Source organism: Nocardia sp. BSTN01 (genome assembly GCF_015354405.1).
Lineage (GTDB): Bacteria > Actinomycetota > Actinomycetes > Mycobacteriales > Mycobacteriaceae > Nocardia.
Genome location: NZ_JADKYP010000048.1, coordinates 1 through 21,542, shown reverse-complemented (window position 1 = coordinate 21,542; position 21,542 = coordinate 1). Strand labels below are relative to the sequence as shown.

Sequence of the window (21,542 nt, the reverse complement as noted above, 5' to 3'; positions counted from 1 at the left end):
TCAGCCCCCCTGCAATCCGGCATCCAGCACCGCCCGTGCCACCGGCGCCGCCACCGATCCACCGGTCGCGGCCAGCGCGCGGTCGCCGCCGTTCTCCACGATGACCGCGATCGCGATCTTCGGGTTCTGCGCCGGCGCGAACGCGATATACCAGGCGTGCGGCGGGGTGTTACGCGGGTCGCTGCCGTGTTCGGCGGTGCCGGTCTTGGAAGCGATCTGGTACGGCCGCGGCTGGGTGCCTCCGGCCGTGGCCTTCTCCGAATCGATCATCAGCCCGGTCAGCTGGCTGGCCACCGGGGCGCTGATCGCCTGCCCGACCGACACCGGTTTGGTGGTGGACAGATCGCGCAGGTCGGGACCCTGGGTCCGGTCGACCAGATGCGGCTCCATCCGCACACCGCCATTGGCTACGGTAGCCGCGATCACCGCATCGTCGAGGGGGGTGAGAGCTACGTCTCGCTGGCCGATGCTGGTCTGGGCCAGCGCCGCGTTGTCCGGAATCGGGCCGACCGTGCTGTCGGCCACCGGGATCGGGATGCCCGAATGCGGGCCGATGCCGAAGGCCGCGGCCTCGTCCTTGAGTTTGGCCGCGCCCACCTTCATGCCGATCTCGGCGAAGGCGGTGTTGCACGAGAGCCGGAACGCGTCGTGCATCGTCGCGGTCGCGCCGCCGCCGCACGGGGTGCCGTTGTAGTTCTCCAGCGTGGTGTTCGTCCCGGGCAGGGTGATGTTCGGCGCCGCGGTGAACGCGTCCTCCGGCTTGATCCCCATCGACAGCGCGGCCGCCGCGACGACGACCTTGAATGTCGAACCGGGCGGATACGTCTGCGACACCGCACGATTCAACATCGGTTGACTCGGGTCCGCGCTCAGCGATTCCCAGGCCTGGGTGGCGCGCGCGCCGTCGTGCGTGGACAGCTGGTTGGGGTCGTAGCTCGGTGTCGACACCATGGTCAGGATGCGGCCGGTACTCGGTTCTATCGCGACGACCGAACCGGTGTAACCCTTGCTGGTGAGCTGGTCGTAGGCGACCTTCTGCATCATCGGATCGATGGTGGTCACCACGTTGCCGCCGCGCGGATCGCGGCCGGAGATCATGTCGATCAAGCGGCGCCCGAACAGGGCGCTGTCGGAGCCGTTGAGCACCGAATCCTCGGAACGCTCCAGCCCGGTGCTGCCGTACTGCATCGAATAGAAGCCGGTCACCGGGGCGTAGGCGGAGGGATCGGTGGGATAGGTGCGCAGGTATTTGTAGCGGTCGTCGGTGGCCACCGAACTGGCGAGCACCGTGCCGCCGGCCGAGATCTGACCGCGCTGGCGGCTGTACTCGTCGAGCAGCACCCGCGAGTTGCGGGGATCGTTGCGCAGGCTGTCGGCCTTGATGACCTGGACGTAGGTCGCGTTCGCCAGCAGCGCGACGATCATCACCATGACCGCCATCGCGACCCGGCGGAGCGGGGTGTTCATGCCGGCTCTCCCTTCTCGGGTCGGGGCGTCTCGGCGCGGATCATCTCGGTCTGTGCTTCGGCGATCGGCGCGGCTTCCCGGCGGCGAGCCGGCGCAGGCGCCCGAGCGGCGTCGGAGATCTTGACCAGCAACGCCAGCAGGGCGTAGTTCGCGAGCAGCGAGGAGCCGCCGTAGGACACGAAGGGGGTGGTGAGTCCGGTCAGGGGAATCAGCTTGGTGACGCCACCCACCACCACGAATACCTGAATGGCGATGGTGAAAGCCAATCCGGCGGCGAGCAGCTTGCCGAAACTGTCGCGGACCGCCAGGGCCGTGCGCAGGCCGCGCACCACGAAGACGGCGAACAACATCAGCACCACGGTGAGCCCGATGAGGCCTAGCTCCTCACCGATGGTGGCGATGATGAAGTCGGTCTTGGCGAACGGCACCTGCGAGGGCCGGCCGCTGCCGAGTCCGGTGCCGGCCAGGCCGCCGGTCGCGAGCCCGAACAGCGATTGCGAGATCTGGTAGCCGGTGCTGTTGTAGTCGTCGAACGGGTGCAACCACGTCGACACCCGCACCCGCACGTGGCCGAACGCGTTGTAGGCGAGGAAGAATCCGAGCGCCAGCAGTCCGGCGCCGACGATCAGCCAGCCCACCCGCTCGGTCGCGATGTAGAGCATCGCCAGCACGGTCGCGAAGATCAGCAGCGAGGTGCCGAGGTCCTTCTCGAAGAACAACACGACCAGGCAGGCCGCCCACACCAGCAGAATCGGGCCGAGGTCGCGCGGGCGCGGCAACTCCATCCCCAGGACGTGGCGCCCGGCCGCGGTGAACAGATCGCGCTTGGCGACCAGGACCGACGCGAAGAAGATGATCAGCAAGATCTTCGCGAACTCACCCGGCTGCACACTGAAACCGGGCAACCGGATCCAGATCTTGGCGCCGTTGGTTTCGGAGAACCTCCCCGGCAGCAGCGCGGGGATCATCAGCGCCACCAGACCGAGCAGCCCGAGCGTATAGCCGTAGCGGGCCAGGGTGCGGTAGTCGCGCAGCAGCGCCAGCACCGCGATGAACAGGGTGATCCCCAGCGCTGTCCACAGCACCTGTTGATTGGCGTCGGGGGAGGGGATCGACCACGAGTTGTGGATCGCGGTCTGCTCGTCGGCGAGATCCAGGCGATGGATCAGCACCAGCCCGAGCCCGTTGAGCAGCGCGGCGATCGGTAACAGCAGCGGATCGGCGAACGGGGCGAACCGCCGCACCGCGAGATGAGCGACACCGAACAGCGCCAGATAGGCGAAACCCAATTTGGCCAGATCCCAGGTGATTTCCTGATCCTGACTGGCCTCCACCAGCACCAGCGCAACCGTGGTGATGACCACCGCGAAACCCAGCAGCAACAGTTCGACGTTGCGGCGGGTCGAGGGTGGCGGCGCGGGAGCGAACCCGCCCGGTGGACTGGGGAACGCTCCAGCGGACGGCGGTGCCGGTGCGGACATCAGTCCGCCTTCCTGCAGTTCTCCCCCGGAGTCTGAGGGGCCGGCGCCGCGGTGGTGGGTGCCGGCTGCTCGGAATGGGCGGGGGCATTGGTCGGGTTCGGCGCGGACGTACCCGGGGTGTTGGGCGCCGGGGAGGGCGCGGGCGTGGCGGGCGCCGCGCTGCCCGGGGCCACGGTGCTGCCCTCGGCGGGCGGCGGCGCGACCGGCGGCGCCGGCTTCGCGCAGACGGGCAGCAGATCGGTGGCGGCCAGCTTCTCCAGTTGCCCACGCGTGGAATCGAATCCACCCGGCGGCAGTAACCCGTTGTTGACCTTGTCGCGGCCGGTCTGCTGCAGATCGGCCACCGCCAGCTGCTTACACCCGCTGGGGAAGCCCGCGCCCGGTCGCATGAGGGTGACCTTGTTGCGCGAGTCGACGCAGACCAGCTGGTCCACATCCTGAATCGAATAGCCCAGGACCGAGCCGGGCAGACCGCGCATGATCACCACGTTGCCGTTGTCGGCGCCCACGTAGTAGTTGCTGCGAATCATCTTGTAGCCCACCACGAGTCCGACCACGACGGCCACCACGAGGGCGACGGCCAGTGCGATCCAGCGGCCCTTGTGGCTCTTGCGCGGCTCGGGCGGTTCCGCGGCGACCGCGGCCCGGCGAGGTGCCGCCCGCGGTGGACGCATGGCGGCGGCGCGCCCGGCGGCGGTGTTGGGAGGCGGTGTGTCCTCGTCCTCACCGGAGGCGGCGCCCGCGACGATGGGGTGGCTCTGGCCGTAGTCGAGATCGATCACATCGGCGACGACGACGGTCACATTGTCGGGACCGCCGCTGCGCAGTGCCAGTTCGATGAGCCGGTCGGCCGCCTCGTCGGTGTTGCCCTCGCGCAGCGTGTTGGCAATCGTCTCGTCGCTCACCACATCGGACAGGCCGTCCGAACACAGCAGATAGCGGTCACCGGCGCGGGCTTCCCGGACGATGAGCGTCGGCTCGATCTCGTTTCCGGTGAGTGCCCGCATGATCAGTGACCGCTGCGGATGGGTGTGGGCCTGCTCCGGGGTGATCCGGCCCTCGTCGACCAGCGATTGGACGAAGGTGTCGTCGCGGGTGATCTGGGCGAGCTCGCCATTGCGGAGCATGTAGGCCCGGGAGTCGCCGATGTGGGCGAGGCCGAGTTTCTTGCCCGCGAACAGGATGGTGGTGAGCGTGGTGCCCATACCGTCGAGTTCGGGTTCCTCTTCGACCTGGTCGGCGATCGCGGCATTGCCTTCGCGAATCGCCCGGTCGAGTTTGCCGAGCAGATCGTCGCCGGGCTCGTCGTCGTCGAGATGAGCCAGCGCGGCGATCATCAACTGCGAGGCCACCTCACCGGCGGCGTGCCCGCCCATGCCGTCGGCGAGCGCCAGCAGGCGTGCACCGGCGTAGACGGAGTCCTCGTTGTTTGCCCGGACGAGACCACGGTCGCTACGCGCTGCGTAGCGGAGAACTTGAGTCACGATCGCAGCTCGATCACAGTCTTACCGACACGGACAGGGGTACCGAGTGGAACTCGGACGGGAGTGGTGACCTTCGCTCGATCGAGGTAGGTCCCGTTGGTCGATCCTAAGTCTTCGACGTACCAGTCCTCGCCGCGCGGCGATAACCGTGCGTGCCGGGTCGAGGCGTAGTCGTCGGTCAGTACCAGCGTGGAGTCGTCTGCACGCCCGATGAGCACCGGTTGGGTGCCGAGCGTGATCCGAGTGCCGGCGAGTGAACCCTGAGTCACCACTAGATACTTGGCGCCCTTCTGGCCACGGCTGAAGGATGGCAGCACCACCGAACCTCGGGTGGGTCGGGGCTGGATCCGAATGCCTGATGCCGCGTAGATGTCGCTGCGCAAGGTGCGAAGCACCGCCCACACGAACAGCCACAACAACAAGAGGAACCCCGCACGGGTCAACTGCAGGATCAGTCCCTGCACGGCGCTCCACCTCCTGTTCGACCGGTCCCGTAGTGGCGTTTCGTCCCCCAACCGGCGTGCTGGTCAGCACGGCCCGGCTGCCGAGCGAATGTTGGCAGCATAATAGGGCCGATGACCGGTTGCGATCACGATACGGGCGAGCGGTTTTCGCGCCCCATCGTGACCTGCACCGGCGAGCTTACGGGATCAGACGATTCGGATCAGGATCTCGGAATGCCCGGCCCGGATCACATCTCCGTCGGCGAGCTGCCAATCCTGGACGGGCGAGCCGTTGACCAGCGTCCCGTTGGTGGAACCGAGATCCGAGAGCATGGCGACCTGACCGTCCCAGCGCACCTCGATGTGGCGGCGGGACACCCCGGTGTCGGGAAGCCGGAAGTGGGCGTCCTGGCCCCGCCCGATGATGTTGCTGCCCTCGCGTAGCTGGTACGTGCGGCCGCTGCCGTCGTCGAGGTGCAGGGTGGCCGAATAGCCGGACCCGCCGCGCGCCGGCTGCGGGGCCGCGGCGTAGCCGCCCTGCTGTCCGTAGGCCGGCTGCTGTCCGTACGCCTGATCCTCGGCCCCGTAACCGCCCTGGTCGGCGTACCCCTGATCGGCATAGCCGGGGTCGGCGTAACCCTGCTGGCCATAGCCGCCCTGAGCCTGGTAGCCCTGGTCGTATCCGGGCGCCTGGCCGTAGCCCGGCTGCTGACCGTAGTTCTGCTCCGGATAGCCCTGCTGTTGCCCGTACCCCTGGTCGGCGTAGCCCTGCTGGCCGTAACCCTGGTCGTAGCCGCTCTGCTCGTAGCCGCCCTGTTCGTACGCCTGCTGCTGGCCGTACCCCTGGTCGGCGTAGGCCTGCTGGCCGTAACCCTGGTCGTAACTGCTCTGGTCGTAGCTGCCCTGCTCGTAGCCCGGCTGACCGTAGGCCGCACCACCCTGCTGGTAGCCCGCGCCGCCCTGCTGGTAGTCGTAGCCGTTCTGGTAGTCGCCGCCCTGCTGATAGTCGCCGTAGGCGGGCTGCGATTCCGGAGCGGCGTACTCACCGGCACCGGGGTACTGACCACCCCGGCCGTAGTCGTCCTGATATTGCGGCGCGGGGCGGCCCCCCGGCGGGGGTGCGTACCCGCGGTTGCGTGGATCGGACTCCGCGGGCTCTCGGCTGGGGTCGTAGCCTGAGTTCTGCGTCATGGGGCCAGCTCCTGGTTGCGGGTGTGCGGGTCGTTGTGGGGGTCGTCCAGGTCGATCGGGCGGCCGGCGCGGCGCCGGGGGGTTCCGGCGGCCCGCATCCGGGTCGACCCGTCCGTGCGTCCTGAACTGTCCGGTGTGCAGCGTAGGGGATGCCTCGAATTCGACGTGCACTTCACCGTAGGTCTGCCACCCCTGATCGCGGATGTAGTCCTGTAAATGCTTGGCGAACGCGCGGGTGGTCAACTCGTGGTCTGCATCGAGTTCCTGCAGGTCCGTGGGGTTGACCGTGATGACGTAGAGGTTCGGAGCGAGCAGATGCCCACCCTCGAGTTCGCTCAGGCGATCCGAGGCCTCGCGCTGCAGCGCCGCTTCCACCTCCTGGGGAACGACGCTGCCGCCGAAGACCCTGGCGAAGGCGTCACCTACGGCGCCCTGCAGACGTCGCTCGAAACGCGAGACGATGCCCATACCGGCCTCCCTTCGATGCCCGCCCTCGTTGCCTGCGCTGTATGTCTACGTCAGCTGATCGGTCTGTGTCGTCCGGGCGTCACGATCCCGCGACACGACATGCCGATAGGGCGTGTCGTCGAACGGACACGGTCACTGCATGATATCCACGATCCTCCACCGCTGTAACTCACGACCGGCCACCCACGGTTCCCGTTACCCGAAAATTCTCCTCCGCAACCGTCGTGAGCAGGCGATTTCGTGTGGGAAGCGGGCGCGTGATACTGTCTTCCAGTCGCTCGGGCGAGTGGCGGAATGGCAGACGCGCTGGCTTCAGGTGCCAGTGTCCTTCGGGACGTGGGGGTTCAAGTCCCCCTTCGCCCACAGAGGAAGAGCCGCAGATCGAATCCGATCTGCGGCTCTTCTTTTTCTCTCCGTCAGGCGGTGTGCAGCGCCGCCCGCAGCACCGCGACCGCCTGGGCGACCGCCGCTTTCGCCGCCTCGGTGTCGTGCATGGAGTTGACCATCACGAAATCGTGGATGATGCCGCCGTACCGGGTCTGGACGACCGGGACGCCGGCGTCGCGGAGTTTGGCGGCGAAGGCCTCGCCCTCGTCGCGCAGCACATCGGCCTCACCGGTGATCACCAGCGCCGGGGGCAGTCCGGCCAGCTGCTCGGTGGTGGCGCGCAGCGGCGAGGCCGTGATCTGGGCGCGGTCCGCTTCGCTGGTCGTGTACTGGTCCCAGAACCACCGCATCCCTTCCCGGGTCAGGAAGTAGCCTTCGGCGAACTGCTCGTACGACGGGGTGTCGAAGTTGGCGTCGGTGACGGGATAGAACAGCACCTGCTGGACGAACGAGACGTCGCCGCGCTCCTTCGCCATCAGCGTCAGCGCGATGGCCATATTGCCGCCCACCGAATCGCCGGCGATCGCGATCCGGTCCGTGTCGAGGCCCTTCTCGGCGCCGTTCGAGCGCACCCACTGCGCGACTCGGTAGGACTGCTCGTTGGCGACGGGGTAGCGCACCTCGGGGGAGCGGTCGTATTCGGGGAAGACGACGGCCGCGTGCGCGCCCACGGCGAGATCGCGTACCAGCCGGTCGTGGGTGTGCGCATCGCCGAACACCCAGCCCGCGCCGTGGGTGTAGACGATGACGGGCAGGATTTCGGTCACACCCTGCGGTTTGACGATGCGGGCCCGCACCGACCCGGTCGGGCCGCCGTCGACGGTGATCCACTCCTCGTCGATCGCCGGCTTCTCGATCGGCGAATCCTGCACCGAGTCAACGGCTTTGCGGCCCTCCTCGGGCGGCAGCTGGTAGAGGAACGGCGGCTGTGAGGTCGCGTCGACGAACTCCTGAGCGGCCTGCTCCAGGGAAACGCCCAGCGGATTTCCGGTCATCGGTTATTCCTTTCAGCGGGGTGTGCGGCTGCGAACAACGCGGCGCCCGATCAGTTTCCGCTGGTCGGAGGGCGATGCGCCCCTCGCTACGGGACGGGAAAACACCGGATCAAGACACGGCCGCCACCAGCGGCGCCTCGCCGGAACCGGTGGACCGGAACCGGCGCTGATATTTACTGGGCGATATCCCGAGCCGGGCAACGAACGCCCGGCGCATCGCCTCACTGCTGCCGTAGCCCGCCGCCATCGCCGCCTCGGTCACTCCGCAGCCGGCATGCAGCATGTCCCGGGCGACCCCGAAGCGGATGAAGGCGACGTATTCGGCGGGGGAACGCTCCAGTTCGGCGCGGAAGAGTCTGGTCAGATGCCGCGGGCTGACGTTGGCATGGGCCGCCAGGGTCCGAACGGTATGGGGGAAGGCGGGTTCCGCGCAGATGAGATCGACCACCTTGCGCACCAGCGGGCTGCGCGGCGCCGGCCCCGACAGCGAGGCCGAGAACTGCGACTGCCCGCCCGCGCGGTGCATGTACACCACCATCAGCTGGGCGATCCGGCGTGCGATGTCGGGGCCGAAATCCTCCTCGACCATCGCCAGTGCCAGGTCGACGCCGGCGGTCACTCCGGCCGAGCTGTAGAGGTTTCCGTCGCGTACGTAGATGTCGTCGGCGGCCACGTCGATCGCGGGATAGCGCCGCGCCAGATGTGCGGCGAACTTCCAGTGCGTGGTGGCCCGGCGGCCGTCGAACAGGCCCAGTTCGGCGAGGACGAACGCGCCGCTGCACACCGACGCCAGCCGCCGCGTGTTCCAGGACAGCCGCCGCGCCGCCGCGAGCAGTTCGGGTGTGACGAATCGAGAGGGCGGCAGCTCACTGCCCGGAATCACGACGATGTCGAAGGCGCCCGCGTCGGCCGCCGCGACCGCGCATTCGATCCGGGCGCCGATCGAGGTCTGCACACTGCCGCCGTCCGCCGACACCAGCACGACCTCGTATCCCGGGCAGGCCTGGTTGGCCTCGACGAAAACTTCGGCGGGGCCGGTGAAGTCGAGCATCTTGACGCCGTCGAAGACCAGAATTCCTACCCGCCGGCGCGGTAGTTGGGCGAGTTCGAGGGCCATCCCGCCATCATTCTGGAGTAACGCCTCCAGAAACAAGCTTTGTGGCCGGGGTCGCAGTGTGATTGATACGGTGGGCGCCATGGGGAGGCCACGGCAGTTCGACGAATCGGCGTTGCTCGACGCCGCCACCGAACTGTTCTGGTCGCGGGGTTTCGAGCAGACGTCGGTCGAGGACGTCTCGCGCGCGAGCGGCATCGGAAACGGCAGCATCTACGCCGCCTACCGCAGCAAACGCGGACTGTTCCTCGCGGCCTTCGAACGCTACTGCGAAGGCCGCGCCCGCTTGGTTCGCGAGGTGGTGACCTCGGCTCCCGGTTCGGCGCGCGCGGCCGTGCGCGCGTTGTTCGAGGCGATCATCGACGACTGCGTCGCACAGCCCGATCGGCGCGGCTGCCTGATGCTCAACAGCATCGCCCAGCTCGGCTCACGCCTGCCCGAGGTGATCGGCATCGGGAATCGGACCACCGCCGCCATGGAACAGAGTGTCGCCGAGCGGTTACGCCGCGCCGCCGAGGAATCCGGCGCCGAGTTGGACGCGGCGACTCTGGCCGCCTACAGCGCCGCGGTGGTGATGACCGCGCAGGGCCTCATTCAGTTGAGTCGCTTGGGAACTCCGCTCTCGCGCTTGCGCGATATCGCCGAGGTGTCGAGTCGCAATCTGCCCGGGGCGTGGGACGCTCCGGTCGCGGGCGGAGTTCTCTGACGGTGTCGTCCTGCGGGGGTGCCGTTCGTCAGCGCCCTCGCTGGGTGCGCACGTAGTCGACGGCGTCCTGTGTGACAGCGTCGGTGATGTCGGCGAATTCCGCGTGCTTCTGGATGTAGCCCGCCACGAACGGGCAGATCGGCACGATGCGCAGACCGGCCTCGCGGGTACGGTCCAGTGCCTGCGAGACCAGGGCGCCGGCCAGACCGCGTCCGGCGAAGTCGGAGTCGATTTCGGTGTGGTAGAAGATCCGCCGGCCGTCGTGGTCGAGGTATTCGGTGAAGCCGGCGAGCCGATCGTCCACGCTGATGTCGAACCGCTCCGCGGCCTGCGTGACGACCGGGGAGGGTTGCTGTTCGGCGGTCATGGTCTCAGTATTGCGGCCCGGCCGGCCGGATTCGGGCAGGTTCGGGCGAGGATGCGCGCGGCAGTGTGATCTTCGCCGCATTCTCGGCGGCTGACCGGTCGTTATTCGTTTCCAGTATTACTGGCGAAGAATTGTTGTTCGTGTTCGCTGTCGAAATAATTGCACAATTCAATGGAAGCACATCCGCAACTTTCTGAGAATTACCTGACGGCAGACTTGGAATCTCCGGCGTTAACAAACTTGAAGTTTGTTTTCCGGTCGCGTTGCCCGTGGGGATGGCGCCACAGGACCTTCGGTTGATGGTCTGACCTGCGGTGATGACGAACAGGTGAGCAGCAGGCGACGCGCCGGGGAAGGATCGCGATCCACGTAACCGGCAGCGGGACCGACGGCGGAATTGGCAGAAAAATCCCGGCTACTCGAGCGTTGCGGTTCGGTGTCCACCGCTATTTCCGACCGCCCGCCAGGTATTTGCGCCCGGTCTCCGGAAGTGCTGTCTGGCTGCGGGTTTCGACTCGGTTACGGCCGGGCAGACGGAGTGTGCGGGAGGTTGCGTAGGGATAACGATTGTGTAGAGTCGACGGTAACGCTGGCCGCAGCTGAGCTGGACTCGCTGCGGCCAGTGGATCTCAAATCGGCACTCCGATGATCCTTCGAATCCCCGCCCTCTCGCAAGGGATTTTCTCAGCCTCAGCACAACCCGGTCGGCGTTAGCTCGATATGCGCTCGCCCGCGTCCGCCGCGGCCCGCAACGCCACACTTTCCTGCGCCGCACGGCGTCCGGGGCCGAAGACGTAGGTCAGAAATCCGAGCTCGGCAACCAGCCCGATACCGATTCGCACCGGCGCAGGCCAGCCGGCGGGCGTGACGAACCCCTCGATCAGGCCCGAGACCAGCAGGACCACCACCAGACCGAGTGCGATCGTGGCCGTCGTCCGGCCCTGCCGGGCCAGTGCCTCGGCCCGCGACGACCGCCCCGGATCGATCAGCGTCCACCCCAGTTTCAACCCCGCACCGCCGGCGACGAAAACGGCCGTGAGTTCGAGCATGCCGTGTGGCAGCAGGAAACCGAAGAACGAGTCGAGCCGCCCGGCATCCGCCATCAGCCCGGCGGACACCCCCACGTTCAGCGCGTTCATGAACAGCAGATAGGCGGCCGGGAGGATCAGGATGCCGGTGAACAACGCGATCGCCGACACCCAGGCGTTGTTGGTCCACACCTGTGCGGCGAAGGCGTCGTGCGGGTGTTCGGAGTAGTAGGACTCGAAGCGACCGCCGGGGGCGGTCAGCGATGCCGCGTCCGACGGCAACCCCAAAGTCCTTCGCGCCGAACCGGAACCGGACACCCAGGTGCCGATTCCGGCCGAGACGGCCAGGAACGCCACCGCCACCCCGGCCCACCACGGCCACGCTCGATACACCGCGGCGGGAAACCGGTGGGTGAAGAAGTAGCCGATCTGCGACCAGGTGTCGGTCCGCGCACCCAGCAGCCGCCCCCGGGCTCGCGCCAGGACCGCGCTCAGACCGTTGATCAACTCCGGATCCGGTGAATGCGATTGCAGTCGCGCCAGCTGCTGGGAGGTGCGGCGATACAGGGCCACGAATTCGTCGACCTCGGCGCCGCTGAGGCGCCGCTGCGCGGTCAGCCGGTCGAGCCGATCCCAATGCCGCCGCTGCGCGAACGAATAGGCATCGACGTCCATCGGCTCCTCCTGTGCTCATGCCGACCTGCCCTCCGAAGGCTAGTTCGCACGCGCCCGATTCGGGATACTGGAGCGATCATGGCCGATTTCACCACGGGGGAGGCCGTCTCCCTGCAGTTGCCGATCGCGCGCATCCCCACCCGCGCCGCGGCCTTCGCGATCGATCTGGTGCTGCAGCTCCTTCTCGCGCTCCTGTTGTTGTCGGCCGTCGTCGGCGTGCTGTTCCGATTCGAACCCGACGGTGCCTGGGTCGATGTGGCCGTGCTGGTGACGATGGTGACCGTCCTCGTCGGATACCCGGTCGTCAGCGAAACCCTGATGCGCGGGCGGACCGTCGGGAAAATGGCACTGGGCCTGCGTGTGGTGCGCGGCGACGGCGGTCCCGTCGATTTCCGGCACGCGCTGACCCGCGGCCTCGCGGGCGCGCTCGTCGATTTCTGGAATCTCGGCGGGTTCGGTCTGGTCGCGGTGGTCACCTCGCTGTGTTCGCCGCGGGCGCGGCGCGTCGGCGACATCCTGGCCGGCACCGTCGTGGTGTCGGATCGGGCGCGAATTCCGATGCCCGCCTTGGCCGTCGCGCCGCCGTGGCTGGTCGACTGGGTGGGACGGCTGGATCTGTCCGGGCTCACCGAGGATCTCGCGCTGCCGGTGCGCCGGTATCTGACCCGTTTCCCGCACCTCACCCCGCAGGTACAGGCGGAACTCGGTGCGGCGCTGGTGGTCGCGGTCTGCGAGCAACTGCGGGTGGCGCCACCGGCCGGATATCCGCCGCTGCAGATTCTCGGCGCGGTGATCGGGGAGCGGCAGCGCCGGATTCTGCCGCCACCGCGCCTGCCCTTCTGGCCGATGCCCCCGCAGTGGGCGGCACCCGCGCAGCCGTACGCCCCGGCGGTCCGGCCGGGGGCGTGAACGCTCAGAGCGCTCCCGACCGTTTCAGTTCCAGGTACTCGTCGGCCAGCGCCTCCGGCACTCGATCCGGCGCCGCGGCCACCACGTCGATTCCCTGGCGCTGCAGGGTTTCTCGCACGATCGCGCGTTCGGTGAGCAGATGTTCGGCGGCCGCCGCGGCATAGACCTCGGCGGCGGAGTCGCGACGGGTGGCGGTCGCGGCGATCTCCGGATCGGTGACCGACACCAGCAGCACCCGGTGCCGACTGCTGAGCACCGGGAGTACCGGCAGCAGATTCTCTTCGACCATCGCCCCGTCGAGGCTGGTGAACCAGACCACCAGGCTGCGCCGGCGGGTGTGGCGAACCGCGGTACGGACCATCGCCGGAGTGTCGGCATCCAGCAGTGCGGGCACGACGCCCGAGAGGGCGTGCATCAACGTGGGCTGCACGGCTTTTCCGCGCGCGCCCCGCACCTCGGCGCGGATCTCGCGATCGAAGGCCAGCAGATCGACGGTGTCCCCGGCCGCGGCCGCCAATCCGCCCAGCAGCAGCGCGGCCTCGATGGCGGTGTCCAGTCGGGTCTGCTCGCCGAGCCGGGCGGCGCTGATCCGGCCGGTGTCCATCAACATCAGCACGTGGCGGTTGCGTTCGGGCCGCCAGGTGCGGACCAGCACATCGGTCGCGCGGGCGGTGGCTCGCCAGTCGATGGAACGCACATCGTCACCGGCCACGTATTCGCGGAAGGAGTCGAATTCCGAGCCCGGGCCGCGCAGGTTGGCGACCGATCGGCCGTCCAGATGCTGCAGCCGTTTCACCTTGGCGGCCAGGATCCGTTCGGTCCGGAACGGCGGCAGCGCACGAACGGTGGCGGGAACGGTGCGGCGGAACTGCCGGCCCGCCAGGCCGAGCGGTCCGACCAGCCGGACCGTGACCGGCCCCGCGATCCGATCGCCGCGGCGAGCCGGGCGGACGGTGGTGGCCAGCCGGGTGGTGGTGTTCGGCGGTAGACGCAATCGGTGGGTCTCGGCCGGTGCCTGCGTACTGGGCGGCCAGTCGTCCCACAGCAGCGCCCGCACCACACGGCGGCCGCGGTTCAGGACGATGAGCTCGACGGTGGCGGGACGGCCGACGCGGACGGTGGTGAGCGGCACCCGGCACAACTCGAGATCATCGGTGCGACAAGCGATCACGTCGCCGGCGACCAGCAGGGCCAGCACCCCCGTCAGCACCACGACTCCGGCCCAGGACGGCAGCGCGACACCGACGACCACCGCTGCCACGGCCGCGCAGACGGCGAGCCGACCCGTGACGATCATCGCGCTACACCGGAACCGGGACCGCGGCCAACAGCGAGGACATCACGCCGTCACCGGTCACGCCGTCCAGTTCCGCCTCGGGACGCAGCTGCAGACGATGCCGCAGGACCGTCACCGCCACGGTTTTGACGTCGTCGGGAGTCACGAAGCCGCGCCCGTTCAGCCAGGCCAGCGCCCGAGCCGAGGCCAGCACCGCGGTCGCCCCACGCGGCGACGCGCCGTGCTGAACCGCGGGGGAGGTGCGGGTGGCGCGGCACAGATCGACGATGTAGGCCAGCACCTCCGGATTGACCGTCACCTGCGCGACGGCGGCACGCGCCGCCGCGATATGTGCCGCCCCCGCGACCGGCCGCACACCCGCCGCGCCCAGATCGCGTGGATCGAAGCCGGCGGCGTGGCGCTGCAGAATCCGGAATTCGTCGTCCCGGCCGGGCAACTGGATGTCCACCTTGAACAGGAACCGGTCCAGCTGCGCTTCCGGCAGCGGGTAGGTGCCCTCCTGTTCGATCGGGTTCTGGGTCGCGATCACCACGAACGGGTCGGGCAGCGGCTGCGGCACGCCTGCCACCGACACCTGCCGCTCCTCCATCGACTCCAGCAGTGCCGATTGGGTTTTCGGCGGCGTGCGATTGATCTCGTCGGCGAGCAGCAGGTTGGTGAAGACCGGGCCGCGGCGGAAGGTGAATTCGGCCGAATGCGGATCGTAGATCTGGGAGCCGGTGACATCGCCGGGCATCAGGTCCGGAGTGAACTGCACCCGGGTGTGCTCGAGTTCCAGCGCCGCGGCCAGCGATCGCACCAGCAGCGTCTTCGCCACGCCCGGAACACCTTCCAACAGCACGTGGCCCCGGCACAGCAGCGCGAGTACCAGGTACAGCACCGCGTGGTCGTTGCCGACGACGGCCTTGCCGATCTCGGCACGCACCTCGCCGAGCGCCCGGAGCGCCTGGTCGGCGGTGGGGGTGTGGTTGGTCTGCGCCGTTGTCATCCGGTCTCCGTCATCCTATTTCCGATTCGATCCAGTCCAGTTGTGCCGCCACGTATTCCAGCGCCGCATCGTCGGCGACGGGCCCGTAGAAGGCCGCGGCGACGCGTCCGGGATCGATGCCGATCCGGGCTCCGATCACCGCGCTCACCCGTTCCGGCGCGGCATCGGCGCGCAGGTCCACACGGCCGCGGACGCGCCGCAAGGTGGCCGCGCGCAATTTCGCCGCGACATGGTCGCGATCCTTGGTTCTGTGATAGAGCGCGGCCTGACCGGCGAGCAGCTCACCCGCAGCCACCTGCACCGGGCGGGGTTCACCCACCACGGCACCGCGGCGGCGGGCGCGCCACCAGACCACGACCAAGGCGAAGATCAGCGCCTGCGCTCCGCCGTATGCCAGCCAGGGCGGCAGGCGCTGGAAGATCGAATCGCTGCCCTCACCCACATCGGGTGGGCGGACATCCGGGTGATCGGGCGGTGGTGGCGCGTGCGGCTGTGTCGGCTGCGGCGGGGCCGTCGGTGCGGCGGCCAGCCGGAACAGCAGGTACACCACCAGCGCGACGACGAGCGCGCCCACGACGACCGCCCAGAAACGCTTGTCGCGCAACAACTGTGGCAGTGGCGGCAGCTGACGACGGCCGCGCCGCTTGCGTGCCGAGCGTTGCTGTTCGATCGGGTCCGGCGGTGGCGGCGGCGCCAGCGAATACCGGTCGGCCGAGGTGAGGCGCTGATATTCGTCCGGAGTGGCGCTGCGCCCGCCGTAGACGATCTCCTCGAAACTGTGGGCGGCGCCGTCGAATTCGGCGGAGGCGCCGGGGAGGACGCGCCCCGCGGCCGATGCGGTTTCGCGCGCGGTGCGCGAACGCCGGACCTCGAGCACCCCGCCCTGTTCGAGACCGCGGACGACGGCGCGGAAGCGTTCGCGCAGTGCGGTATCGAAGTCGTCGTGCCCGGCGGCGGATTCGGCCGCGGCGCGGTGCTGGGCGGCCGGCCCGAGTGTCGGTGGAGGCGGCGCCGAGGGCCGATCCGGCCGGGCGTCGTCGTCGGTCACCGTGCCGCCTGCCCGGTCGGTATCCGGATATCGGAACCCTCGCGGCTACAGCGCCGGTCGAGATGGACCACCACCGCCGTCGCGGCGTCCACCGCGGCGGCGAACGCCGAAATCAGTAGCACCGCACCGGACAGCAGGGTGACGACCGCCCAGCGATGGGTTCCGGAGATATCGGAGAGGAAGCCCAGGAGTCCCGCGACCGGCGCCGCCAGCACCAGCAGCACCGCGCGCAGACAGAGCCACAGCCCGGCCAACGGCATCACGCGGCCGGTGGCGAGCAGTTTCGCTCGTCGGACCGCCGCCCGGTACGGGATCGATTCGGTGAACAGGACCGGCGCGATCGGCCACCTCGTCCCGCGCACCCGGGCCAGCCAGATCACCGCCGGGATCAGGGTCACGATCAGCGGCGTGCCGAGCAGCAGGATGCCGAAGCCGATCGATGTGGAAATCACCTGATTCAGCAGCAGCCGGCCCGAGACCGGAAACAGGCGCTCGACGGCGGTGCGCGCGGTGATCGGCTGGTCGTCGACGACGGCGAGCCCGATCGGCACGGTAACGCCGACTGTCCACAGCCGCAGCGCCCATGCACAGCAGGCGGTGGAAAGAATTGCCGCCCAGGCGGTTCCGGCGCTCGAGCCGTCGGTCGCGAACGACACCAGTGCGGTGATCCCGGCCACGATCCCCAGGGCCACGGCCGATCCCGCCCCCGCCAGCCCGGCGATCAGCCGAATGCGATGCTGCAACACCGCGAAGGGCAGATCGGCCAGCTCGCGCCACGACAGCGGCCGCACCGGAATTCGTTCGGCGTCGTCTCCACCGCCGCCTCCGGAGTCACGGTCGTCGGCACCGCGCGGCGGCACCACGCGGTGGGCGGACGATCGCCCCTCTCGACCGGTCACGGCTGGAAACACGGGCCGAGTCTATCCACGGACCCGGACGCGTGACGGTTATCCGAGCGGCCACCCGGCCGGGGCCGCCCACGAGCTGACGCGACCCGGTTCGGCCACACCGACGCGCCGACACGCCGTGCCGTTGCGACGGGCCGTGATCCCGGGCGCGTCCGGTCGCAGCCCGCGGTCAGTCGCGGCCGGAGCCGGGCGGCAGTTCGCGCGGGGCGCGGTAGCCGAGTTCGGTCGCGTCGGCGGCGGGCAATTCGCCGTCCGGGCCGGATTCCGGCAGACCGGAGTGGGCCGCGTCCCGGTACGGGAGCGCCGCATAGCGCGCATAGCGAGGGTCGTGCCGGTAGGCGGCGTAGCGCGGGTCGTGCTGGTGGGCGTCGTACGGATACGACGCGGTGACCTGGGCGTACGGCGCGTTCGGCAGCGCCTGGCCCGGATGCGCGTAGCCCGCCGCCGGATCGTGCGAATCCTCGGAGTTCACCGTCACCTTGCGGGTGCGTTTGAGAGTGAAGGTGATCTCCTCCGCCTCTTCGAAGACCTGACGGACGGTCCGCAGTGGTGCGGTCGCGGTGTCGATGGTCCGGTCTAGTGCGGAGGTGACGAATCCGGGCACCAGCGGCCGGATCCAGCGCGCCGCGGTATCGGTGAACGGCACCGTGCCGATGACCGGAAGTTCCAGTCCACCACCCTTTTTCGCATCCTCGCGGGGGGCGGGCACCGCGGCGGGCGAATGCGGCGCGAGGCCGGTCGAGGGCAGCTGTGCGGGCAGATTCCGTGCGGTCACGGTCGCCTCCTGTGAGGGGTCGGTTCGGGCCGTGGATTCGGCGGTGGGCAATGCGTTCGGGGCGGTCTGCGATCCCGGGGGAAGGGCGGCCAGCGTTTCGAATTCGGCCACCGCCCGGCGCTGCGGTTCGGTGATGCCGATTTCCAGGTTGCCGATCGCGGCGATCACCCGTGTGCGCTGGCGTTCGCGATCGATCGCGGTGTCGGCGTGCAGCGCCAGTTGTGCGGTGGCCACCCGGTGTTCGGCGTGCTGGACCGCGACCGCGGTGTCGGCGGCCCGCGCGGCCCGGTCGGCTTCGGCCCGCGCGGCCACGGCGCGGTCGAACGACGATTCGCCACGCCAGGACCGCAGTATCAGCGGCAGTAGGGCCAGTACCACCGCGATCGCGATCGTGAGCAGGCGCAACAGCAGCGCGCCGAGATGCCCGGTGGTGTAGTCGTTCATGGCCAGCCAGCGCGCGCCCAGGCCACGGTCCCCGGTGTGGAAGGCCGCGGTACGGGCCTGCTCCAGGGCGCTCTGGCGGGCGGCGATCTCCGCGTCCAACGGCTGGATGCGCGCCTGGGCGGTGTTGAACCGCCCGCGAGCGTCGTCGAGCATCGCGTTGGCGGTCTGTGATTCGGGGCCCCGGCCGGGCACCCCGGTGATCTTGGTCTGCGGGCACTGCGGCGTCGGGTTGTATTCGCAGCGGGCGACGACCAGGGCCTGATCCATATCGGCCTGAGCCTGGGCGATGGTCTGCGTGAGGGCGGCGCGTTCGGCCGTCGCCCGGTCGAGTTCGGTGCGCGCGGTGACCACGGTCGCGGCGGATTCGGCGTCGCGGCGGGACCGATCGTCGAGCGTGCGGTCGACGGATCCGGCGAGAATCACCGTGCTCGCCAGCTCGGCCACCAGCACACCGGTGATCACCGCGACCGCGATCCGCCCGAACCGCTCGGCCCGGCCGGCCCGGTCCGACAGTGGCGCGGTGGCCAGCGCGCGCGATATCGCGCCGACCAGCAGTGTCGCCGCCGACGCGACGATCGCCACGACCGCGGCGGGCCAGTGCGCCGCCGCACCCGCTGCCGCGACGACGATCCCGGACAGCACCGCGAACAACAGCACCACCCCGCCGGTGACGGCGTAGGTCGACGCCTCGTGCCGGTCACCGCGGCCGGCTTCCGCGCCGCCGAGCCAGGTCAGCACACCGGTCGGCGTCCACCGGGACGTCGCTCGCGGTTCGGTCGTGCGGGAGCCGGACGCCGGGGATTCGGGGGCCAGGGGTTCGTGGGCCGGGGCTTCGGTGCCCGGGGCTTCGGACGCTGGGCGTCCGGTGGCGGATTGATCGAAGACGCGGGGATCGGTCAACGGATTCACATCCTCTGGGTCCCAATCGTTGTCGCCACCGGGCGAAACGGTCGTTGCATCGTGGTCAGGGCGGTGGTGTGCCCCCGCGCGCGGGCGGAGCGGGTAATCCGCCGAGGCGCCCCGGCAGCGCGCAATCAGGTTCAGAGTGACAGGCCGACCGGGGAACCACCGAGTGCGACGGCATCGATGTGGTAAGCCTCACAGACGGTCGGGGAGCGAAACCCTACTCTCGGGTAGGCGGCACCGATCGACACGTGGGTGCGGCCGTGACAGGAGGACGGAAGTGCGAGCGACTCCGGAAGTCGGCGCTCATCGGAGCGGGGGACCATATGCGGCCGGAACCGGCGACTCCGCGGCGGCGGCCGACGCCCACGCCGCACTGTCGCGATGCGATGGTCGCCGCCCGCGAAGCCGCGCTCGTCCGGTCGCGGTCGCCGTGCTTCTCACCTCGGCATTCGCGATCGTGGCGCCGATGACCGCCGAGCAGGTACTTCCGCAAGCGCAGGCGGTTCCCACGGAAGGCCGGTCGGCGATGAGTCCCCTGGTGGAGTTGGTGCTGCGCCGCCTGAACACCGCCGATGCCGTCGCCGCCGCGAAATGGACCACTTCGCAGCGGACCGGCCAGGCTCCCGTGGTCGATGATCCGGTGCGCGAGGCGCAGGTCTACGACGCGATGGCCGCCGCCGGCACCCGCTCGGGGCTGCCGCAGGACTGGGTGCGGCAGGTGTTCACCGGACAGATCGAAGCCAACAAGACCGTGCAGTACGGGCTGCTCACCCGGTGGCGGTTCGATCCGGCTGCCGCGCCCGCATCGGATGCGTCGGATCTGGCGGCCGTGCGGCCAGTGATCGACGAGGTGAACGGCGAAATCCTGAATCAACTGGCGGCGCATCGCACCGTGCTGGGTGCGCCGGATTGTGCGCCGCAGCTCGCGGCCGCCGTATTCCCCGTTCTGACCTCGGGCCGGGTTGATGCGCTGCACGGCGCGGCGCTGGTCCGCGCGACCGTAACGCTTTGTCCAGCAATGGATGTGAAATAAACCACAGTCATTCTCGATCTTGGTTTGCCCGGAATGTGCTGAACTCCACATTCGCAAACGATGCCGTACGGTCCGCACATTGGCGTGGCTTGTCGCTCCGGTATCCGGAATGTCTCCTCCAGGTGTCCGGAGAGTTAGCCGCCTTACATCCCGGTTTGCCGCCGCCGCGTACTGGGAAATCTGTTTCGACGCAGGTGAGAGCGTTGCGCAGAACCGGGCTCCCAGCTCGTGGCCGATGCTCAGGCGCTATCGGCGGCAGTGGCGAACGCGACTCAGCGATCCGCGCTGGCTGCTTTACACTGGAGAACGCGCAGGTAGTGGAGGACCGATGAAGATGCCCAGGTAGGCGGAGTATTTAGCACAACCTAAGTTGGTTGGGCTCCGGTCCTGACTTATCGTTTGCTCTAGGTGTCGGACGTGAAATGTCCGACTCGTCGCCCCGACTCGGCCACGAGCCGCAAGCATCAGCCTAGCGGGCGAGCACGGCGCGGTGGGTATGGAACTCCTCAGAGTTCCGCTACCACCGAGCACCCGACTACGAAACCGAAGCGGGTGGACAACTGGAGAGTTTGACTGCACGGGATGACCATCAGCGCCGCTGGTCGCCGCAACGTCCGGACGCAGTCTAGGCGGAGGCGTTTCGACGAGGGCCATCGGAAAGAAGGCATCGAAATCGAAGGCCTCTTCGTTGAAGGCGCCTATTTCTTGAAGGCAGAGGCATGACGCAACTTCCTGGCCACCGCGGCGAGCCGCGAATGGGACACCGGTCACCTGGCCGCACTGGTCTTTATGACCCGGCGAACGAGCACGACTCCTGCGGTGTCGCGTTCGTCGTCGACATGCATGGCCGTCGTAGCCGCGACATCGTCGACAAGGCTATTACGGCACTGCTGAACCTGGAGCACCGTGGTGCTGCGGGTGCGGAACCGAACTCCGGTGACGGTGCGGGCATCCTGATCCAGCTCCCGGATGCGTTCTTCCGGGCCGCGCTGGCCGAGAGCGGTGCCGCGTTCGAGTTGCCGCCGGAAGGTTCCTACGCCACCGGTATCGCATTTCTGCCGCAGGCCCGCCGCGAGGCCGCCCGCGCCTGCTACCGGGTCGAGAAGATCGTCAAGGAAGAGGGCCTGGCCGTTCTGGGCTGGCGCGAGGTTCCGATCGACGAGTCCTCCCTGGGCGCGCTGTCGCGGGACGCCATGCCGACGTTCCGGCAGCTGTTCATCGCCTCGCCCCCCGACGCTGCCGAGCAGCTCAGCGGCATGGATCTGGAGCGGCGTGCCTACGTCGTGCGCAAGCGGGTCGAGCACGAACTCGGCAAGCAGGGCGCCGGCGAGGGCGCGGTCGGCCGCGAGACCGTCTACTTTCCGAGCCTGTCCGGTCAGACCTTCGTCTACAAGGGCATGTTCACCACCCCGCAGCTGCGGGCGTTCT

At 68.9% G+C, this 21,542-nt stretch carries 17 protein-coding genes, 1 tRNA gene and 1 pseudogene; 5 read left to right on the top strand and 14 right to left on the bottom strand.

Features of this window, described 5'->3' with window-relative positions:
• From IRT45_RS28045 to IRT45_RS28025, 5 genes are all read right to left on the bottom strand, one after another.
• Window positions 1-1,467 carry a penicillin-binding protein 2 gene (locus IRT45_RS28045; RefSeq protein WP_194808852.1) on the bottom strand — a complete coding sequence of 489 codons (1,467 nt, stop codon included), beginning with the start codon at window positions 1,465-1,467 and terminating at the stop codon, window positions 1-3.
• Complete coding sequence (locus IRT45_RS28040) at window positions 1,464-2,948, bottom strand: FtsW/RodA/SpoVE family cell cycle protein (protein WP_194808851.1); 1,485 nt, start codon at window positions 2,946-2,948, stop codon at window positions 1,464-1,466. Before IRT45_RS28040 ends, IRT45_RS28045 begins: the two co-directional genes overlap by 4 nt.
• Window positions 2,948-4,432: a PP2C family serine/threonine-protein phosphatase gene (locus tag IRT45_RS28035; RefSeq protein ID WP_194808850.1), complete on the bottom strand. Its 1,485-nt coding sequence runs from the start codon at window positions 4,430-4,432 to the stop codon at window positions 2,948-2,950. Before IRT45_RS28035 ends, IRT45_RS28040 begins: the two co-directional genes overlap by 1 nt.
• Window positions 4,429-4,896: an FHA domain-containing protein gene (locus IRT45_RS28030; RefSeq protein WP_030516711.1), complete on the bottom strand. Its 468-nt coding sequence runs from the start codon at window positions 4,894-4,896 to the stop codon at window positions 4,429-4,431. Before IRT45_RS28030 ends, IRT45_RS28035 begins: the two co-directional genes overlap by 4 nt.
• Before the next feature lie 186 nt (window positions 4,897-5,082).
• Complete coding sequence (locus tag IRT45_RS28025) at window positions 5,083-6,534, bottom strand: DUF3662 and FHA domain-containing protein (protein WP_194808849.1); 1,452 nt, start codon at window positions 6,532-6,534, stop codon at window positions 5,083-5,085.
• A 280-nt stretch (window positions 6,535-6,814) separates the two neighbouring features.
• On the opposite strand from IRT45_RS28025, the gene IRT45_RS28020 reads away from it, so the two are divergent.
• Window positions 6,815-6,897, top strand: a tRNA-Leu gene (locus IRT45_RS28020).
• Between the two features lie 53 nt (window positions 6,898-6,950).
• Here IRT45_RS28020 and IRT45_RS28015 read toward each other — a convergent pair.
• Together IRT45_RS28015 and IRT45_RS28010 are read right to left on the bottom strand one after the other, a co-directional pair.
• Window positions 6,951-7,916, bottom strand: a complete 966-nt coding sequence (locus IRT45_RS28015) for an alpha/beta hydrolase (RefSeq protein WP_194808848.1) — start codon at window positions 7,914-7,916, stop codon at window positions 6,951-6,953.
• A 109-nt stretch (window positions 7,917-8,025) separates the two neighbouring features.
• Window positions 8,026-9,033, bottom strand: a complete 1,008-nt coding sequence (locus IRT45_RS28010) for a GlxA family transcriptional regulator (protein WP_194808847.1) — start codon at window positions 9,031-9,033, stop codon at window positions 8,026-8,028.
• Between the two features lie 79 nt (window positions 9,034-9,112).
• On the opposite strand from IRT45_RS28010, the gene IRT45_RS28005 reads away from it, so the two are divergent.
• Window positions 9,113-9,736, top strand: coding sequence for a TetR/AcrR family transcriptional regulator (locus tag IRT45_RS28005; RefSeq protein ID WP_194808846.1), 624 nt, complete (start codon window positions 9,113-9,115; stop codon window positions 9,734-9,736).
• Window positions 9,737-9,764: 28 nt separating this feature from the next.
• Here IRT45_RS28005 and IRT45_RS28000 read toward each other — a convergent pair whose 3' ends face one another.
• A complete protein-coding gene (locus IRT45_RS28000) occupies window positions 9,765-10,103 on the bottom strand; it encodes a GNAT family N-acetyltransferase (RefSeq protein ID WP_194808845.1) in 339 nt (112 codons plus the stop codon).
• Window positions 10,104-10,813: 710 nt separating this feature from the next.
• On the bottom strand, window positions 10,814-11,806 hold the full coding sequence (locus IRT45_RS27995) for a stage II sporulation protein M (protein ID WP_194808844.1): 993 nt from the start codon (window positions 11,804-11,806) through the stop codon (window positions 10,814-10,816).
• A gap of 78 nt (window positions 11,807-11,884) precedes the next feature.
• Between IRT45_RS27995 and IRT45_RS27990 the strand changes: the two genes are divergently transcribed.
• Window positions 11,885-12,715, top strand: a complete 831-nt coding sequence (locus IRT45_RS27990; protein WP_194808843.1) for an RDD family protein — start codon at window positions 11,885-11,887, stop codon at window positions 12,713-12,715.
• A 4-nt stretch (window positions 12,716-12,719) separates the two neighbouring features.
• On the opposite strand, the gene IRT45_RS27985 is transcribed toward IRT45_RS27990, so the two are convergent.
• From IRT45_RS27985 to IRT45_RS27965, 5 genes are all read right to left on the bottom strand, one after another.
• On the bottom strand, window positions 12,720-14,012 hold the full coding sequence (locus IRT45_RS27985) for a DUF58 domain-containing protein (RefSeq protein WP_194808842.1): 1,293 nt from the start codon (window positions 14,010-14,012) through the stop codon (window positions 12,720-12,722).
• A 4-nt stretch (window positions 14,013-14,016) separates the two neighbouring features.
• Window positions 14,017-15,000 (bottom strand): MoxR family ATPase, encoded by a 984-nt coding sequence (locus tag IRT45_RS27980; RefSeq protein WP_194808841.1) that lies wholly within the window; start codon window positions 14,998-15,000, stop codon window positions 14,017-14,019.
• 10 nt (window positions 15,001-15,010) lie between these two features.
• Window positions 15,011-16,048, bottom strand: a complete 1,038-nt coding sequence (locus IRT45_RS27975; RefSeq protein WP_194808840.1) for a DUF4129 domain-containing protein — start codon at window positions 16,046-16,048, stop codon at window positions 15,011-15,013.
• Complete coding sequence (locus IRT45_RS27970) at window positions 16,045-16,959, bottom strand: hypothetical protein (protein WP_194808839.1); 915 nt, start codon at window positions 16,957-16,959, stop codon at window positions 16,045-16,047. Before IRT45_RS27970 ends, IRT45_RS27975 begins: the two co-directional genes overlap by 4 nt.
• A 166-nt stretch (window positions 16,960-17,125) precedes the next feature.
• Complete coding sequence (locus IRT45_RS27965; RefSeq protein ID WP_228535305.1) at window positions 17,126-19,075, bottom strand: DUF4407 domain-containing protein; 1,950 nt, start codon at window positions 19,073-19,075, stop codon at window positions 17,126-17,128.
• 472 nt (window positions 19,076-19,547) lie between these two features.
• Between IRT45_RS27965 and aroQ the strand changes: the two genes are divergently transcribed.
• Both aroQ and IRT45_RS27955 read left to right on the top strand, forming a co-directional pair.
• Entirely contained in the window at window positions 19,548-20,114 is a 567-nt protein-coding gene (gene aroQ / locus IRT45_RS27960; protein ID WP_194808838.1) for a gamma subclass chorismate mutase AroQ, read from the top strand.
• Between the two features lie 755 nt (window positions 20,115-20,869).
• A pseudogene (locus tag IRT45_RS27955) lies at window positions 20,870-21,542 on the top strand (glutamate synthase subunit alpha); the annotation flags it as partial.

Bases quoted from the DNA above. Each gene is read 5' to 3' on its own strand.
- IRT45_RS28045 (WP_194808852.1), bottom strand. From the start codon at position 1,467: ATGAACACCCCGCTCCGCCGGGTCGCGATGGCGGTCATGGTGATGATC.
- IRT45_RS28040 (WP_194808851.1), bottom strand. From the start codon at position 2,948: ATGTCCGCACCGGCACCGCCGTCCGCTGGAGCGTTCCCCAGTCCACCG.
- IRT45_RS28025 (WP_194808849.1), bottom strand. From the start codon at position 6,534: ATGGGCATCGTCTCGCGTTTCGAGCGACGTCTGCAGGGCGCCGTAGGT.
- IRT45_RS28015 (WP_194808848.1), bottom strand. From the start codon at position 7,916: ATGACCGGAAATCCGCTGGGCGTTTCCCTGGAGCAGGCCGCTCAGGAG.
- IRT45_RS28010 (WP_194808847.1), bottom strand. From the start codon at position 9,033: ATGGCCCTCGAACTCGCCCAACTACCGCGCCGGCGGGTAGGAATTCTG.
- IRT45_RS28005 (WP_194808846.1), top strand. From the start codon at position 9,113: ATGGGGAGGCCACGGCAGTTCGACGAATCGGCGTTGCTCGACGCCGCC.
- IRT45_RS28000 (WP_194808845.1), bottom strand. From the start codon at position 10,103: ATGACCGCCGAACAGCAACCCTCCCCGGTCGTCACGCAGGCCGCGGAG.
- IRT45_RS27995 (WP_194808844.1), bottom strand. From the start codon at position 11,806: ATGGACGTCGATGCCTATTCGTTCGCGCAGCGGCGGCATTGGGATCGG.
- IRT45_RS27990 (WP_194808843.1), top strand. From the start codon at position 11,885: ATGGCCGATTTCACCACGGGGGAGGCCGTCTCCCTGCAGTTGCCGATC.
- IRT45_RS27985 (WP_194808842.1), bottom strand. From the start codon at position 14,012: ATGATCGTCACGGGTCGGCTCGCCGTCTGCGCGGCCGTGGCAGCGGTG.
- IRT45_RS27980 (WP_194808841.1), bottom strand. From the start codon at position 15,000: ATGACAACGGCGCAGACCAACCACACCCCCACCGCCGACCAGGCGCTC.
- aroQ (WP_194808838.1), top strand. From the start codon at position 19,548: ATGACCGCCGAGCAGGTACTTCCGCAAGCGCAGGCGGTTCCCACGGAA.